This window comes from Stenotrophomonas sp. YJH_SMC_64 (assembly GCF_059371375.1).
The window spans coordinates 90927-107232 of the sequence record NZ_JCAFUN010000016.1 but is presented as its reverse complement, the minus strand read 5'-3'; the positions used below and the strand labels follow the sequence as shown (position 1 = coordinate 107232).

The following is a 16306-nucleotide window of genomic DNA, read 5'->3' as shown; positions in this document are numbered from 1 at the left end:
GACAGCATCCAAGGGCCGGTGGCCGGCCGGGAGGCGCAGGCGACGGGGCTGAAGTTTGCAATCTGGCGGAGGGTTCCTCGAGTCCGGAACACGTCACCATGTGTCCGCTACTCCGTTCTGCTGACCAATCAGAGGGGCCTGCTCTCTCCAGACCGCATGGGCGAACGACCACATGAAGCTTCCCGGCATTGACGTAGTGATTCAGGCGATAGGTCAAGACACAAGCTCGGCGCCCCTGTCCCGCTTGCTCCTTGATCTGGAAATTGGTGAGCGCGACTTTCGTCACTATCCGTTGAAGTTGGCGGGAATGCGGTTCTGGACTGACGAGGAAAATACGCTGCAGTTGGAATTCAAGGACGTCGGGCTGCTGGTGGACATTCCTTACCACGACCTGGACGAAGGGCCCTGGGTACTGACGAGCGTAGCGCTCTGGGGAGCGAGAGTGAGTAAGAAGAACAAAGTCAGGAAGGAGAAGCCTGCCTACTCAGGCCCGTTGCCCTGTGGACTGAGCTTTTCCATGCTGCGCCAGCATGTAAGGGAGCGACTCGCCGCGTTGAGTGCAGGGAATGCTGTTGAAATGGGATTTGATGGTGAGGTGGATGTCTGGTGCGTCAGTGGCTTGGAGCTTGCGGTTGATTTCTCTGGTCCAGATGACTCGATCCGCTGCATCTCGTTGAGCATCCCCATCAAGCGTAGCGATCACCATCCGTAAGCGCTACGTAGGCGCATCTCGCCCATACAGATAGGCGGAATTTCATGAATCATCCCACCGTTGAAGAGTTCATCGCCGCGATCGGTAGAGATTCGGAATCGAAGGAGCTCGAAACCATCTTTTCCAGGATCGGAATCCAGCTTCAGAATCTGGATGATTACCGCCTGGGTGTCAGTGGTCACCGGATCTGGGCAGATGACGCTGCTGGACTGCAGCTTGAATTCAAGGATGCCGGTCTGGTCTCAGAGACCGCCTATCACGACATCGATGATGGCCCCTGGATGCTCACCGACGTGATCTTCTGGGGCTGGCGAAATGACACCGGCACCCAGTATGAAGGGCCGATGCCTTTCGGCCTGAACTTCCTGATGTCCAGGGACCAGATCAGGTCGGACGCATCTGTCGATCTGGGGGCGCCAACGGTGTTTGGTCTGTCTGGCAATGTCGACGCATGGACGCTCGGAAAGCTGGAGCTGGCTGTCGACTACGACGGTGAAAGGGGAGTCCGCTGCGTCAGCCTGGGGCTGCCACAAGAGGAATGAATGGACCTACAGGCGATAACAGCCCTGTTTGGCAGAAGCGCCACTGACCCAGCCGTCTCAACGATGCTGCAGTCGCTTGGCGTCAGGCGAAGGCCAGAGCTGGCCCGGCCTGCCAAAAGCCCTTACGAGACGATTGTGCGTGTGAGCGCGCGGGGCATGCTGTTCTCCTTCAGCGAGCGCAACTACTGGAACGGGCGATCCATTGCTTCGCACGGCAAGAGCGGTGAGCTGATCTTCACCAACGTTGCGGTGACGGCCGGCATTCCGGATGTCATGCGCAGGTACGAAGGCGACCTGCTGTTTGGCCTGCAATGGGAGGACGATAGGACGACAGCGCGCGAAAGGCTCGCCACGGCGGGCTTTGGGGACAGCTTGCACGCCGGCAGGCGTGACGCGTGGTGGTTGCCTGACTACCGCATCCGTCTGACGTATCAGGCTGGATGCATCAAACAGGCAGGAGCGTGTGGGATCTTTGATATCAGCTTGGGAATTCCCATGCATCCATTGGCTTGCGCACCGGCAACGCGCGAGTACCCTTCGGCGGAGCAGGTGCTCGCTGTCCTCGGCAGATCGACCAATGACCCCGATTTCCAGGTCGCGTTCCGGGACCTTGGTCTTGCGAGTCTGATGGCGGAGGCGAGCAGCGAGGTCGTTGATAGATCCGACGAGCATGGCTTCATCCTTTACTTTGACAGTAGGCAGGGCGTGCCCGGTAGCCATCCGGTATGCACCGGCATCAGTTTCGTCCGCGATCGACTGGGAAACTCAAGAGCCTGGGCTGGGCCGCTGCCATTCGGCCTTCAATTCGATGATCCGCCGTCCATTCTCGAAGAGCGCATGGATCAACGAGCCAGTCGTTGGCTTGATGAAGGAACGTTTGGCAGCGCGAGGTGGTCGCTGCCTGGTCTTCAAGTGAGCGTGAATTTTGACAGTCTGGACAACTGTCTCGAGTCTGTCCGTGTGATCGTAGAAGGTCATCGCACGTCCAATTGCCAGCCGCGCGGCTGATCTTGCCCGCAGCACATAACAAAACACCCGCCGGATCACTCCGGCGGGTGTGAGAGATGTGGCTAGGAGTTGCCGGCCAGCGGCCGGCACTACCAGAGCGTCGCTTACCAAGTGTACTTGATCCGCCCGTACACATACGCGCCGTTGAAGCCGAACGGCGAGTAGTTGCTGTACGGCAGCATGCCGAAGGTCGAGTTCTGCAGGTCTTCGGTGCGGTCCGGGTACTTGTCCAGCAGGTTGTCGGCGCCCACGGTCAGGGTCCAGTTGCTGCTCGGCTTGTAGCTGGCCGAGGCATCCACCACCCAGGCGTCGCCGTAGGTCTGGTCACGCAGCGCGGTGGCCGAGTTGCGCACGGTGAATTTGCCGTAGCGGGTGGCGGCCAGGCCCAGTTCCCAGTGGTCCGAACGCCAGGTGCCGCTCAGGATCGCCTTGTCGCGCGGGTAGCTGTCCTCGATGCGGCCAATTTCGTCGCGACCGATCAGCGACTGGGTCAGGCCCAGCGTTCCGAACACCGCCGGGGTGCCGCCGACGCGGCGCACTTCGGTGTCGTTGTAGCTGTACGCAGCGGTCAGCTCCAGGCTGCTGGCGTTGAACGGCACCGTATAGCTGGACACGAAGTCGACGCCACGGGTGCGCGTATCCAGGCCGTTGGTGAAGTAGGAGAAAGCGGTCACCTGCGGCAGGCCCAGGGTGCCCAGCAGCGCGCTGGTGGCCGCGTTGGTGGTGATGCTGGACGACAATGCGATGCGGTCATCGATGTCGATCTGGTAGGCGTCGACGGTGATATACAGGCGGTCGGCCGGCTGCAGCACCAGGCCCAGGCTGTAGGAGGTGGAGGTCTCGGCCTTCAGCGGCGAGGCGCCCAGCGCCTGCGCGGCCGGGCTGGTGGTCGGGAAGGTGCCACGCTCGACGAATACGCCATTGAGGAACTGGCTGGTGACCGCCTGGTAGCCCTGCTGCGCCAGCGACGGTGCACGGAAGCCACTGGAGGCGGTGGCCCGCAGCGCGACCTTGTCGGTGAATGCATAGCGCGCCGACAGCTTGCCGGAGAAGCGGTCGCCGAAGTCCGAGTAGTCCTCGTAGCGGCCGGTGATGCCGGCCGAGAACTTCTCGGTCAGGTCTGCTTCCAGGCCAGCATAGACCGCGTAGTTGTGGCGGTCCGCATGCACTTCATTGGTCGGGGTGAAGCCCGCGAAGCCCTGCGCGCCACTGCCGGTGTACGAGTTCAGTTCGCCCGGGTTCTGGTCCCACTTTTCCTTGCGGTACTCACCACCGAAGGACAGCGTGACCGGGTAGGCCAGGCCCCAGTCCAGCGACTTGGTCAGGTCGGCATTGAAGATGTCCTGCTGGTATTTCAGCGTGCCGTCGTAGAACGAGCGCGGGCTGGTTGCGCCGAGGCTGTAGTTGATGCTGTTGCGGGTGTGGAAGTCGAGGGTGTTCTCACCGTGGTTCAGGCTCAGGTCCCAGGTCCAGCCGTTGTCGGTGTTGCCCTTGACCCCGGCCACCAGCGAGCGGTCCTTCGAATACTGGTTGATCTCCGGCACGAAGCCGTCGGGGTAGGTCTGCGCCAGCAGCGCGCTCTGCCCGCTGTGGTTGCGCGAACGGTAGAACGCGAACGAGGTGATGTCGCGGTTGCTGAGCAGCGCGCTGGCGTAGCCGGTCACGTGGTCGCTGAAGTCGAAGCTGGCGTTGGCCGACGCGGCGGTGGCATCCACGCGCGGGTCGCCGACGATGAAGGTCTTCTGGCCGATGCTGGGGAAGTTGCCGGTGTTCGGGGCGGCGCCGCGGTACGGGCCGGCGCGGTTGCTCTCGTCCTGCTGGCTGATCTGGCCAGCCACGTGCACGCGACCACGGCCGTTGCCGAACTCGACGCCGGTATCGCCGGAGAGCTGGTACTTGTTGCCGTCACCGGCCGAGTACTGGCCGTAGTCCACGGCCAGGCTGCCGCCACGGCCGCTGCCCTTGAGCACGATGTTGATGACGCCTGCAATGGCGTCCGAGCCGTACTGTGCCGACGCACCGTCGCGCAGCACTTCCACACGCTCGATGGCGGCGATCGGAATCGCATTGATGTCCACCGCCGACGAGCCACGGCCGATGCTGCCGTTGACGTTGATCATCGCCGAGGTGTGGCGGCGCTTGCCGTTGACCAGCACCAGCACCTGGTCCGGCGACAGGCCGCGCAGCTGCGCCGGGCGCACGCCACTGGTGCCGTCGGTCAAGGCCGGGCGCGGGAAGTTCAGCGAGGGCAGGGCGCGCGACAGTGCGGTGGCCAGTTCACTGGTGCCGGTGGACTGCAGCACTTCAGGGGTGATGATGTCGATCGGCGACTGCGATTCGGCGACGGTGCGGTCGGCCACGCGGGTGCCGGTGACGATCACCGTGTCCAGGGTGTTGGCGGCGGTGCCGGCCTGCTGGGCAGCGGCAACGAACGGAGAGCCACCGAGTGCGACAGCGACGGCGGCGGCGATCAGGCTGGTCTTGCGGGTCATCGGGATGGGGCTCCGGTTGGCGGGGGTGGCACCGGAATCGACATCACGGGGGTGAGGCGGACGGCGGTTGTTGCGGTGCGCAAGGCAGGAATTAACGGGATATTCAGTGCCTGTCAAATGGTTGCAACAGGAAAAAACGTTGCAGCAGCAACCATTTAGCGGCAGAGGGCAGCGGCGGGAGGTGGGGCCCGGGGGCTGCGCGGGGCCGACGAGGGAGAGAGTTGGCCTGCCGCCGCGCATCCCGGGGCGCGTCAAGTATTCGTTAACGCTAGAATTACGTCGCAGGAACAGTGCTCACCAGCACATTCCATCCGGTTATATGGACCCCTCCCCCGATGATCTCCCTTCGTAATTTCGCCTTGCGCCGCGGCGAGCGGCTGCTGTTGTCCAATGTCGACCTGACCCTGCACGCCGGTTACCGGGTGGGCGTGGTCGGCCGCAACGGTGCTGGCAAGTCCAGCCTGTTCGCGGCGGTGAAGGGCGAGCTGGAGGCCGACAAGGGTGACGTCGACCTGCCCGGCAAGGTCCGTATCGCCAGCGTGGCCCAGGAAACCCCGTCGCTGCCGGACCCGGCGCTGAGCTTTGTGCTGGGCGGGGATACCGATGTGGCTGCGGTGCTGGCTGAAGAGGCTGAAGCAACCGCGCGCGAAGACTGGGAGGCGGTGGCCAACGCGCACACGAAGATGGCCGAGATGGGGGCCTACGACGCCGAAGCGCGCGCCGGCAAGCTGCTGCACGGCCTCGGTTTCCCGGCCGAGACCCACCACCGCGCGGTGTCCTCGTTCTCCGGCGGCTGGCGCGTACGCCTGAACCTGGCCCGCGCGCTGATGATGCCCAGTGACCTGCTGCTGCTGGACGAACCGACCAACCACCTGGACCTGGACGCGGTGTACTGGCTGGAGCAGTGGCTGCTGAAGTACCCCGGCACCCTGCTGTTGATCTCGCATGACCGTGAGTTCCTCGACAACGTGGCCACCCACACCCTGCACCTGCACGGCGGCGGCGCCAAGCTCTACCCGGGCGGTTATACCGATTTCGAGCGCCAGCGCGCCGAACAGCTGCGCCAGCAGCAGATCGCGCACGAGAAGGAACAGGCCGAGCGCGCCCACCTGCAGAGCTTCATCGACCGCTTCAAGGCACAGGCCAGCAAGGCCGCGCAGGCGCAGAGCCGCATGAAGCGCCTGGCCAAGCTGGCCGGCACCGAAGCAGTGCGCGCCGAGCGCGAGTTCCGCATCGAGTTCGCGCCGCCGGCCAAGCTGCCGTTCTCGCTGATCCGCCTGAACCATGTCGAGGCCGGCTACGGCAAGGACGCAGTGATCCTGCACAACGTCGGCTTCGGTCTGGAAGCGGGCCAGCGCATTGGCCTGCTCGGCCCGAACGGTGCCGGCAAGACCACCCTGGTGAAGACCCTGGTGGGCGAGCTGGCACCGATCGTCGGCGAGCGCATGGCGCACCCGGACCTGAAGATCGGCTACTTCGCCCAGCACACGGTGGAGTCGCTGCACGAAGGCCAGTCGCCGATGGAGCATTTCCGCGAGATCGCCCCGGACGCACCGAACCAGTCGTTCCGCGACTTCCTCGGCAAGTGGAACTTCCCGGGTGACCGCGCGTTCGAGCCGGTCGATGGCTTCTCCGGTGGCGAGCGCGCACGCCTGGCGCTGGCGCTGATCGCCTGGCAGCAGCCGAACGTGCTGCTGCTGGACGAACCGACCAACCACCTTGACCTGGAAATGCGCGAAGCGCTGGCCGAAGCATTGGCCACCTTCGAAGGCGCGATCGTGATGGTCTCTCACGACCGCCATCTGATCGGCCTGGTCTGCGATACCTACTGGCGCGTGGCCGATGGCGTGGTCGAGCCGTTCGATGGCGACCTGGATGCCTACGCCGCGTGGCTGCGTACCCGCCCGCAGGCGCAGGGCACCAAGGCGCGCATGGAACAGGTGGAAGAGCCGGTGGTGGTGAAGACCGCCCCGGTGGCGCAGGTGGTGCAGAAGAAGCCGGTGAACCCGCACAAGCTGGCCGCCGCTGAAGCCAAGGTGGCCGAGCTGGAAGGTGCCCTGGCCGAGCTGGACCGCCAGCTGGCCGACCCGGCCAACTACGCCGATGCCACGCGCATGGCCGTGCTTGGCCGCGATCGCGAAACCGCCGCCGCGCAGCTGGAAAAGGCCGAAGCCGCCTGGATGGAACTGCTTGAGTCCTGACCGGTAGTGCCGGCCGCTGGCCGGCAGCGCGATGCGCCCACAACGATCAAGGGATTGCCGGCCAGCGGCCGGCACTGACTACGCGCCCTGTGCCTGCAGCCACTCGCGGAACCGCTTGGCCGGCTCGCGCTCTGCACGCGATCGCAGCCGCGTCAGCCAGTAGCGCCCCAGCTCCAGCGTGGTGCTGAACGGCTGCAGCAGGCGACCCTCGGCCAGTTCCTGCTCGAACATGCGCAGCGGCAGCAAGGCCACACCGGCGCCACCGGCGGCCGCCATCGCGACCGTCAACGAGGAATCGAATACCGGCCCGCGCGCTTCCACGCCGCTGACCCCGGCCGCCTGCAGCCAGCGCGGCCATTCGTCGCTGCGGTAGGAACGAAGCAGCGGCAGCGTGCCCAGGTCGCGTGGCTGTTTCAGGCGCCGCGCCAGCGCCGGTGCGCACAGCGGTGCAAACGGCGCGTCGAGGATCGCCGTGCACGCCTGGCCCTGCCAGTCGCCATCACCAAAGCGGATCGCCAGGTCCAGCCCTTCTCCGGCCAGGTCGATGCGGTTGTTGTGGGTCTGCAGGCGCAGCTCGATGTCCGGGTGCGCTGCCTCGAACGCGGCCAGCCGTGGCAGCAGCCAGCCGGTGGCGAAGGTGCCGACCACGCCCAGGGTCAGCACTTCACGCGCAGGTCCGCCGGTGTAACGCGCGATGCTGGCGGAGATGCGCTCGAACGATTCGTTGAGCACCGGATACAGGGCCGCGCCTTCATCGGTGAGCGCCACGCCGCGCGGGAGGCGATGGAACAGGCGGATGCCGAGCCGGTCCTCCAGCCCACGGATCTGGTGGCTCAGTGCGGCCTGGCTGACACACAGCTCCAGCGCGGCACGGGTGAAGTTCTGGTGGCGGGCGGCGGCCTCGAAGGCGCGCAGCGCGTTCAGTGGCAGGGCAGGGTGCAACATCGCGCAGTCGTGAGCTGGAGTGATGGATGATCCTAACGCTTCAACGAGACATTTCGGAAAATTAAGGGGTTGAATGCGTCAGGCATTAATTGAACTAATGTCTCTCGCAGATTTTTTGCGCTGGTCGCCCCCGATCAAGGCTTCAATAATCGAGCAGTCCCCCAGGAGAACCCGCATGCTCGCCCGTCGCCGATTCCTGCAGTTCAGTGCTGCCGCCGTGGCTTCCTCGCTTGCCTTGCCGCTGCTGGCACGTGCAGCGGGCAAGGCCACCGCCAACGCACCCACCGATGCCGCCATCACCGCCGCCAGTGATTTCGCCGCGCTGGAAAAGGCCTGCGCCGGACGCCTCGGCGTGACCCTGCTGGACACTGCCAGCGGTCGCCGCATCGGTCATCGCCAGGACGAGCGCTTCCCGATGTGCAGCACCTTCAAGAGCATGCTGGCGGCCACCGTGCTCAGCCAGGCCGAACGCATGCCGGCATTGCTGGACAGGCGCGTGCCGGTGGGCGAGGCCGATCTGCTCTCGCATGCACCGGTCACCCGCCGCCACGCCGGCAAGGACATGACCGTGCGCGACCTGTGCCGTGCCACGATCATCACCAGCGACAACACCGCCGCCAACCTGCTGTTCGGCGTGGTCGGTGGCCCGCCCGCAGTGACCGCGTTCCTGCGCGCCAGCGGCGACACGGTGAGCCGCAGTGACCGCCTGGAGCCGGAGCTGAACAGCTTTGCCAAGGGCGACCCGCGCGACACCACCACGCCGGCGGCGATGGCCGCGACCCTGCAGCGCGTGGTGTTGGGCGAGGTACTGCAACCGGCTTCGCGGCAGCAGCTGGCCGACTGGCTGATCGACAACGAAACCGGCGACGCCTGCCTGCGCGCGGGCCTGGGCAAGCGCTGGCGCGTGGGTGACAAGACCGGCAGCAATGGTGAAGACGCGCGCAACGACATCGCCGTGCTGTGGCCCGTAGCCGGAGGCGCCCCGTGGGTGTTGACGGCTTATCTGCAGGCGGGCGCGATCAGCTACGAGCAACGCGCTAGCGTGCTGGCACAGGTGGGGCGGATTGCCGACCGGTTGATCGGATGAGGTAACCGGGGTCATTCAAACGTGGCTTGCCGGATCGGTTCGGCGCGCGCATCCTGCGCGCGTTCGAACCACACGGAAGTCCCCCATGAGCCATGAACTGATCTACCTGCTGCTGATCTTCGCGCTGCTGGTGATTCCGCGCGCGCTGCAGCGTTTCAGCCTGCCCGCGCCGCTGACCTGCCTGCTGTTCGGCATCATCGGCATGCTCTGGCTGGGCGACCAGGCCCACGATGCGGTGATCGGCCTGCTGGCCACGCTGGGCATTTCCTCGCTGTTCCTGTTCGCCGGCCTGGAAGTGGACCTGCAGGCGCTGCGCCGTGGCATGTGGCCGCTGCTGGCGCACCTGGTGATCCGTACCGGCACGCTGTTCGGCGTGGGCTGGCTGGCCTGGCGCTATGCGGGGCTGCCGTGGCAGGCCGCGGGCCTGTTGGCGCTGGCGCTGCTGACGCCGTCCACGGGCTTCATCATGGACTCGCTGTCGCGGCTGGGCCTCAGCGAAGACGAGCGGTTCTGGGTGACCAGCAAGGCCATCGCCGGCGAACTGCTGGCGCTGGCGGCGTTGTTCATCGTGCTGCAGGCCGGTGACCCAGGGCACATGGCGTTGTCCAGCCTGGCACTGCTGGCGATGATGATCGGCCTGCCGCTGCTGTTCATCGCGCTGGGCCGCTGGGTGGCACCGCACGCGCCGGGCTCGGAATTCTCGCTGCTGGTGATGGTCGGCATGGTGGCGGCCTACATCACCTACCTGCTGGGCGTGTACTACCTGGTTGGCGCGTTCATCGCCGGGCTGGTCGCGCGCCTGCTGCACCAGCGCATGCCGCTGCTGGCCTCGCACGAGAACCTGCACGCGCTGCGCCTGTTCGCCTCGTTCTTCGTGCCGTTCTACTTCTTCAACGCCGGCACCAAGGTGCCCGCCGAAGCGCTGAGCTTCGAGGCGCTGGGGCTGGGCATCGTGATCACCCTGGTGGTGCTGCCGCTGCGCATCGGCGTGGTCTGGCTGCAGCGCCGGGTGATGTTCGGCGAGAGCTTCCGCAGCAGCCTGCGGGTCTCGCTGGCGCTGGCACCGACGCTGATCTTCACCCTGGTGCTGGCGGCGATCATGCGTGAGCGCTTCCAGATTCCGGCGGTGCTGTTCGGTGCGCTGCTGCTGTACGCGGCGCTGACCACGCTGTTGCCGTCGCTGGTGTTCCGTACACCGTTTGACGTTGATCCGGTGGAGCAGGAGCCGGCCGGCGAGGGCGAGGCCGCACCGGTGGCGGCGACCGAAGCACTGCCGGCAGCACCGTCTGCCGAGCGCTGAGCGGGACTGGCGCGCGGTTTGCGCCCATCGTCCATGGCCGTTAGGGTTGGGGCATGAGACCGATTGCCGTTGCCACTACTGCCGCCCTCCTGCTCAGCCTCGCTGCGTGCACGCAGCGCTCCGATACAGTCGCTCATGACCTGGCGACCGCACCGGCCGATGCGTTCATGGCCGCCGTCGCCGCACATTGCGGCCAGGCCTACGTCGGCAAGGTGGTGGAGGACACGCCTGCACCGACCTCCAAGGATCCGTTCGCCGGGCAGCGCCTGGTCATGCATGTGCGCGGCTGCGCCGACCCGGCGCACGAGCTGCGCATCCCGTTCCATGTCGGTGATGACCACTCGCGGACCTGGGTGCTGACCCGCACGCCGAACGGGCTGCGGCTGAAGCACGACCATCGCCACGAAGACGGCAGCCCCGACGCGATCACCCTGTACGGTGGCGACAGCACGCCGCCGGGCACCGCCGAGCGCCAGCAGTTCCCGGCCGATGCCGATTCGGTGGCGATGTTCCGCCGTGCCGACATGCTGGCTTCCACGCACAACACCTGGGCAATGGAGATCGATCCGGACCAGACGTTCGTCTACGAACTGACGCGCCCGGACGGCCGCCGCTTCCGCGTCCAGTTCGACCTGAGCAAGCCGGTCGAACTGCCACCGCCACCGTGGGGCGACGACACAGCACCCGCGCCGTGATCCCGGGGTCGGATCCCTCCTGCGGAGGGCTCTGACCCCGACCCTGCACTCACCGCGTGCCGAAGCGCGCCCGGCAGCCGTTGCTCACCCACACCTGGCCACGCGAGTAACCCCAGCTGCGGCCTTCCTGGCAGACGCTGCCCGACAACTGCTGCTGCAGCACCGGCCGGCCCTGGCGCTCATCCCAGTCGCAGGTCTGCGAGCGGTTGTTGTTGCTGCTGCAGGTGACGGAATAGTTGCTGTTGCCACCGCCCCAGCCGCCACCGCCACCGCCCCAGCCGCGGGCCTCGGCGAATTCGGCGCGGCAGCCATTGCTGACCCATACCGCGCCGTTGCGCACGCCCCAGGTACGGCCCTCGTCGCAAGGGCTGCCGGACAACTGGCGGACCAGGCGGGCATTGCGCCAGCCGACCTGGCAGCTGCGCTCGCGGTTGTTCTGGCTTTCGCAGCGGATGGTCTCGCCGGGCCGACCGTTGTTGCCTCCCCAGCCACCGCCATTGCCGCCGCCCCAGCCACCACGGGCCTCGACGAACTCGGCGCGGCAACCATTGGTCACCCAGATGCTGCCATTGCGGCTGCCCCAGGAGCGCCCTTCCTCGCAGGGGCTGCCAGACAACTGACGGACCAGCTGCGCGCCGCGCCAGCCGGTGTTGCAGACCCGTTCGCGGTTGCTCTGGCTTTCGCAGCGGATCACCCCGTTCTGCGCAGAGGCGGACGGGGCGGGCAGGGCAAGGGTGCCCAGCGCACCCAGGCTGAGGGTCACGGCCAGGCTGGCCAGGGACAGCGGTTTCATGGCGGCATCCCATACGGTGGCAGGTGCCCGACTATAGGGAGGGGGACGATCAAGCCGGTGTGACTGGCCGGATTTGCCCCAGCCGGGGCCTCGGCCGCAGAATACGAGGCTTTCCGGCCCCCATCCGGTGCCGGCGTTCTCCAGCGGAGCTTCCCCCCATGCGTACCCACTTCTGCGGCCTGGTCGACGAGACCCTGATTGGCCAGACTGTCACCCTCGCCGGCTGGACCGACGTGGCCCGTAACCAGGGCGGCGTCTGCTTCATCGATCTCCGCGATCATGAAGGCATCGTGCAGGTGACGGTGGAGGTCGACAATGCCGAAGTGTTCGCGGTGGCCGCGTCGCTGGGCTACGAGGATGTGCTGCAGGTGGAAGGCGTCGTGCGTGCCCGCCACGCGGTGAACGACAAGATGCGCACCGGCAAGGTGGAAGTGATCGCCACCGCCATCACCGTGCTGAACAAGGCTGCGCCGCTGCCGTTCCACGCCCACGAGAACCCGGGCGAGGAAACCCGCCTGAAGTACCGCTACCTGGACCTGCGCCGCCCGGAAATGCAGCGCATGCAGCGCACCCGCATCAAGCTGGTGCAGGCGCTGCGCCGCCACCTGGACGAAAAGGGCTTCCAGGACATCGAAACCCCGATCCTGACCAAGGCCACCCCGGAAGGCGCACGCGACTTCCTGGTGCCGGCGCGCATGCACCCGGGCGAGTTCTACGCCCTGCCGCAGAGCCCGCAGCTGTTCAAGCAGATCCTGATGGTGGCCGGCTTCGACCGCTACTACCAGATCGCGCGCTGCTTCCGCGACGAGGCCCTGCGTGCCGATCGCCAGCTGGAATTCACCCAGCTGGACATGGAATTCGCCTTCGTCCGCGAGCGCGACGTGCAGGATTTCGTCGAGGACATGATCCGCGCCATCTTCAAGGAAGTGGTGGACGTGCAGCTGGACGCCAGCTTCCCGCGCATGACCTGGGCCGAGGCCATGCGCCGCTACGGCTCGGACAAGCCGGACCTGCGCATCGCGCTGGAGCTGGTGGACGTGGCCGAACTGGTCAAGGACAGCGAGTTCCCGGTGTTCACCGGCCCGGCCAATGATGCCGAGGGCCGCGTTGCCGCGCTGCGCATCCCGGGCGGTGCGTCGCTGTCGCGCAAGCAGATCGACGAATACGCCGCGCATGCCGCCAAGTACGGCGCCAAGGGCCTGGCCTACATCAAGATCGCCGACAACGGCGAAATCAGCTCGCCGATCCAGAAGTTCTTCAGCGAAGCGTCGTTCGCCGCGCTGGTCGCCCACGTCGGCGCCGGCAACGGCGACATCGTGTTCTTCGGTGCCGGCGGCTACAACAAGGTCTCCGACTTCATGGGCGCGCTGCGCCTGAAGGCCGGCAAGGACTTCGGCATGGTCGCCGACGGCTGGGCGCCGCTGTGGGTCACCGACTTCCCGATGTTCGAGTGGGACGAGGAAGAACAGCGCTACGTCGCCCTGCATCACCCCTTCACCGCACCGGCCGTGGACGACATCGCCGACCTGCGCGCCAATGCCCGTACCGCCGTTTCGCGCGGCTACGACATGGTGCTCAACGGCAATGAGATCGGCGGCGGTTCGATCCGTATCCACCGTCCGGACATGCAGAGCGCGGTGTTCGAGCTGCTGGGCATCGGTGCCGAAGAAGCCCGTGCCAAGTTCGGCTTCCTGCTCGACGCGCTGAACTACGGCGCGCCGCCGCACGGTGGCATCGCCTTCGGCATCGACCGCATCGCCGCGCTGATGGCCGGCACCGAGTCGATCCGCGACGTCATCCCGTTCCCGAAGACCACTGGTGCACAGGATCTGATGACCGACGCGCCGTCGCCGATCGTCGACGCGCAGCTGGCCGAAGTGCACATCCAGGTTCGCCCCAAGACCAACTGATCAGGAGATCCAGGCAATGACCGAGTTTGCGTTTTCGCTGGAGTGGGAAAAGCTGGGCAATGAAGGCTCCGAGGCCAACCTGGTCACCGAGCGTGCACGCGTGTTCGGCGGTTGGCTGGTCCGCGTCGGTACCAACCCGGCCGCGATGGCCCTGACCTTCGTCGCCGACGGCGAAGGCCGTTGGGATGGAGAAGACTTCGGCGTCGAGGATTACGAGGACGACGAAGAGGAAGAGTACGACGAGGACGAGGAAGGCGAAGAAGACGAGGACGAAGAGGAATACGAGGAAGAGGACGAGGAAGACGAAGAAGCGGAATCGTCGGAAAAGGCTTGACCGCCCCTCCGCGCTGACGTCAACTTGCTGCATGTATTCCATCCGCCGCGCCACCGTGGACGACGCGCCGACCCTGTCGGCGCTGGCCGCCCGCACGTTCACCGAAACCTTCGGCCATCTGTATCCGCCGCAGGACCTGCAGGCCTTCCTTGAGGAGGCCTACACGGTCGAGCGCCAGCGCGTGATCCTGGCCCACCCGGATTACGCGGTGTGGCTACTGGAGCTGGACGGGGAGGCGGTCGGCCATGCCGCCGCCGGTCCCTGTGGCCTGCCGCACCCGGACGTGAAGCCCGGTGACGGCGAACTCAAGCGCCTGTACCTGATCAAGACGCAGCAAAGCTGCGGCTGGGGCAGCCGCCTGCTGGAAACCGCGCTGGCCTGGCTGGAACACGAGGGCCCGCGCACCCTGTGGTTGGGCGTGTGGTCGGAGAACTTCGGCGCACAGCGCTTCTACGCCCGCTACGGTTTCGAGAAGGCCGGCGAATACCTGTTCCCGGTGGGCGACACGAACGATCTCGAATTCATCCTGCGCCGCGCACCGCGCGCGGCCTGATGTTCACTGCCGCTTGCTGCGCGCGCGTGTTCAATCACCGTACGTTCCTGCCCCGCTGACCGCCAGGCTGTTTGCATGACTCCCCCCGTATTGCTGCTGCATGGCATCTGGAATGCCCGCGCCTGGGTCGGGCCGCTGGCCTGGCGCCTGCGCGCGCGCGGCTTCCAGGTGCACGCGTTTGGTTATTCCTCGGTGTTCGGTGGCCCGGACGTGGCCGTACCGCAGCTGCTGGAGCGGCTGGCCGACGCCGGCCCGCTGAGTTTGGTCGGCCACAGCCTGGGCGGGCTGTTGGCGCTGGAAGCGCTGCGGCGCAATCCGCAGCTGCCGGTGCAGCGCGTGGTCTGCCTGGGTTCACCGCTGCGCGGCAGTGGCACCGCGCGCTCGTTGTCCGATCATGGCTGGGGCCTGGCGCTGGGGCGCAGCAGCGAGCTGCTGCTGGACGGCTTGCCGGACTGGCAGGGCAGGGCCGAGGTCGGGCTGATCGCCGGTTCGGTGCCGCATGGTCTGGGCAGCCTGCTGGGCGCGATGGACGACGCCTCCGATGGCACCGTGGCCCTGGCCGAAACCCGTCTGCCGGGCCTGACCGATCATTGCGTGGTGCGCACCAGCCACAGCGGCCTGGTCGTGTCGCCGGATGCCGCGCGGCAGACCGCGCATTTCCTGCGCCACGGCCAGTTCGACCACAGCCGCGACGCCGCCGCCGCGTAATCTGGTAGGGGCGACCGCCCTGGCTCGGTGGGTGCGAACCGTCCTGCCCTGGTGGGTGCGACCGGACTACCTCGGTGGGTGCGAACCGTCCTGCCCTGGTGGGTGCGAACCGTTGGTTCGCACGCGCTTCGCCGGGCCATGCCCGACGGCATCTCTCCGCCCTAGACACGGTTGCCGTCCCCGATCAGGTAGAATCCGCGCCTTGATCCTGAAGCAGCCAGACGGTAGCACCCATGGGTAGAGGCCCCTCCATCGAAGCCCGCAAGAACGCGTCCGACGCGAAGCGCGGCAAGATTTTCACCAAGATCATCCGCGAGATCGGCGTTGCCGCGCGCGGCGGTGGAGGCGACCCCAACAACAACCCGCGCCTGCGCGTGGCGGTGGACAAGGGCCTGGCCGTGAACATGTCCAAGGACGTGATCGAGCGCGCCATCAAGAAGGCCACCGGTGAACTGGAAGGCGTCGACTACGAGGAAATCCGCTACGAAGGCTACGCCCCGGGTGGCGTGGCCGTGATCGTCGACTGCCTGACCGACAACCGCGTGCGCACCGTGGCCGATGTCCGCCATGCGTTCAGCAAGTGCGGCGGCAACATGGGCACCGAAGGCTCGGTGGCCTTCATGTTCAAGCGCCTGGGCGTGCTCAGCTTCGCCCCGGGTGCCGACGAGGAAGCCATCACCGAGGCGGCAATCGAGGCCGGCGCTGATGACATCGTGGTCTATCCGGACGATGGCTCGATCGATGTGGTCACCAGCCCTGACGCGTTCAGCGCAGTCAAGGACGCGATGACCGCCGCTGGCCATGTCGCCGACCACGCCGAGATCACCTTCCGCGCCGATAACGACATCAAGGTCGAGGGCGAGGTCGCCCTGCAGGTCAAGAAGCTGCTGGACATGCTGGAAGACCTGGACGACGTGCAGGACGTGTATTCCAACGCCGAGCTCGGCGCCGACGCCTACGCCTGAGCCGTCTTCGACGGCCTGGGCGCGGGCCGTTGAACGGTCACCGCGGACAGTCATGAGCCCA

General features: G+C 66.5%; 15 protein-coding genes. 12 read left to right on the top strand and 3 right to left on the bottom strand.

Annotated elements, in window-relative coordinates; all coding sequences use genetic code 11:
* The first annotated feature begins 172 nt into the window (after positions 1-172).
* The 3 genes from AC5P9L_RS17525 (at position 173) to AC5P9L_RS17515 (ending at position 2262) form a co-directional block, all read left to right on the top strand.
* On the top strand, positions 173-712 hold the full coding sequence (locus AC5P9L_RS17525) for a hypothetical protein (RefSeq protein ID WP_049411116.1): 540 nt from the start codon (positions 173-175) through the stop codon (positions 710-712).
* A 44-nt stretch (positions 713-756) separates the two neighbouring features.
* Positions 757-1254: a hypothetical protein gene (locus AC5P9L_RS17520; protein ID WP_111173678.1), complete on the top strand. Its 498-nt coding sequence runs from the start codon at positions 757-759 to the stop codon at positions 1252-1254.
* 156 nt (positions 1255-1410) lie between these two features.
* Positions 1411-2262: a hypothetical protein gene (locus AC5P9L_RS17515; RefSeq protein ID WP_227843754.1), complete on the top strand. Its 852-nt coding sequence runs from the start codon at positions 1411-1413 to the stop codon at positions 2260-2262.
* A 104-nt stretch (positions 2263-2366) separates the two neighbouring features.
* Here AC5P9L_RS17515 and AC5P9L_RS17510 read toward each other — a convergent pair whose 3' ends face one another.
* Complete coding sequence (locus tag AC5P9L_RS17510) at positions 2367-4754, bottom strand: TonB-dependent receptor plug domain-containing protein (RefSeq protein WP_262101762.1); 2388 nt, start codon at positions 4752-4754, stop codon at positions 2367-2369.
* Between the two features lie 335 nt (positions 4755-5089).
* On the opposite strand from AC5P9L_RS17510, the gene AC5P9L_RS17505 reads away from it, so the two are divergent.
* Entirely contained in the window at positions 5090-6955 is a 1866-nt protein-coding gene (locus AC5P9L_RS17505) for an ABC-F family ATP-binding cassette domain-containing protein (protein WP_005414284.1), read from the top strand.
* Positions 6956-7033: 78 nt separating this feature from the next.
* Here the strand turns inward: AC5P9L_RS17505 and ampR are convergent, their stop codons facing one another.
* The gene (ampR, locus tag AC5P9L_RS17500; RefSeq protein WP_062605799.1) at positions 7034-7900 is read right to left on the bottom strand and encodes a LysR family transcriptional regulator AmpR; all 867 of its coding nucleotides are present in this window, start codon (positions 7898-7900) and stop codon (positions 7034-7036) included.
* 175 nt (positions 7901-8075) lie between these two features.
* Between ampR and blaL2 the strand changes: the two genes are divergently transcribed.
* The 3 genes from blaL2 to AC5P9L_RS17485 all read left to right on the top strand — a co-directional run bounded on the left by blaL2 (position 8076) and on the right by AC5P9L_RS17485 (position 10982).
* The gene (gene blaL2 / locus AC5P9L_RS17495; RefSeq protein ID WP_012481073.1) at positions 8076-8987 is read left to right on the top strand and encodes a L2 family extended-spectrum class A beta-lactamase; all 912 of its coding nucleotides are present in this window, start codon (positions 8076-8078) and stop codon (positions 8985-8987) included.
* Positions 8988-9072: 85 nt separating this feature from the next.
* Positions 9073-10287, top strand: coding sequence for a cation:proton antiporter (locus tag AC5P9L_RS17490; RefSeq protein WP_005410765.1), 1215 nt, complete (start codon positions 9073-9075; stop codon positions 10285-10287).
* A gap of 53 nt (positions 10288-10340) precedes the next feature.
* Positions 10341-10982, top strand: a complete 642-nt coding sequence (locus AC5P9L_RS17485; RefSeq protein ID WP_099527675.1) for a hypothetical protein — start codon at positions 10341-10343, stop codon at positions 10980-10982.
* A gap of 49 nt (positions 10983-11031) precedes the next feature.
* Here the strand turns inward: AC5P9L_RS17485 and AC5P9L_RS17480 are convergent, their stop codons facing one another.
* The gene (locus AC5P9L_RS17480; RefSeq protein WP_005414281.1) at positions 11032-11775 is read right to left on the bottom strand and encodes a DUF3011 domain-containing protein; all 744 of its coding nucleotides are present in this window, start codon (positions 11773-11775) and stop codon (positions 11032-11034) included.
* 158 nt (positions 11776-11933) lie between these two features.
* Between AC5P9L_RS17480 and aspS the strand changes: the two genes are divergently transcribed.
* The 5 genes from aspS to AC5P9L_RS17455 all read left to right on the top strand — a co-directional run bounded on the left by aspS (position 11934) and on the right by AC5P9L_RS17455 (position 16245).
* A complete protein-coding gene (gene aspS / locus AC5P9L_RS17475) occupies positions 11934-13685 on the top strand; it encodes an aspartate--tRNA ligase (RefSeq protein WP_043035111.1) in 1752 nt (583 codons plus the stop codon).
* A gap of 16 nt (positions 13686-13701) precedes the next feature.
* Positions 13702-14019: a hypothetical protein gene (locus AC5P9L_RS17470; protein WP_005410761.1), complete on the top strand. Its 318-nt coding sequence runs from the start codon at positions 13702-13704 to the stop codon at positions 14017-14019.
* A 31-nt stretch (positions 14020-14050) separates the two neighbouring features.
* The gene (locus AC5P9L_RS17465; protein ID WP_005410760.1) at positions 14051-14572 is read left to right on the top strand and encodes a GNAT family N-acetyltransferase; all 522 of its coding nucleotides are present in this window, start codon (positions 14051-14053) and stop codon (positions 14570-14572) included.
* Positions 14573-14647: 75 nt separating this feature from the next.
* Positions 14648-15280, top strand: a complete 633-nt coding sequence (locus AC5P9L_RS17460) for an esterase/lipase family protein (protein ID WP_024958675.1) — start codon at positions 14648-14650, stop codon at positions 15278-15280.
* A 233-nt stretch (positions 15281-15513) separates the two neighbouring features.
* The gene (locus AC5P9L_RS17455; RefSeq protein WP_005414277.1) at positions 15514-16245 is read left to right on the top strand and encodes a YebC/PmpR family DNA-binding transcriptional regulator; all 732 of its coding nucleotides are present in this window, start codon (positions 15514-15516) and stop codon (positions 16243-16245) included.
* Positions 16246-16306: the final 61 nt, after the last annotated feature.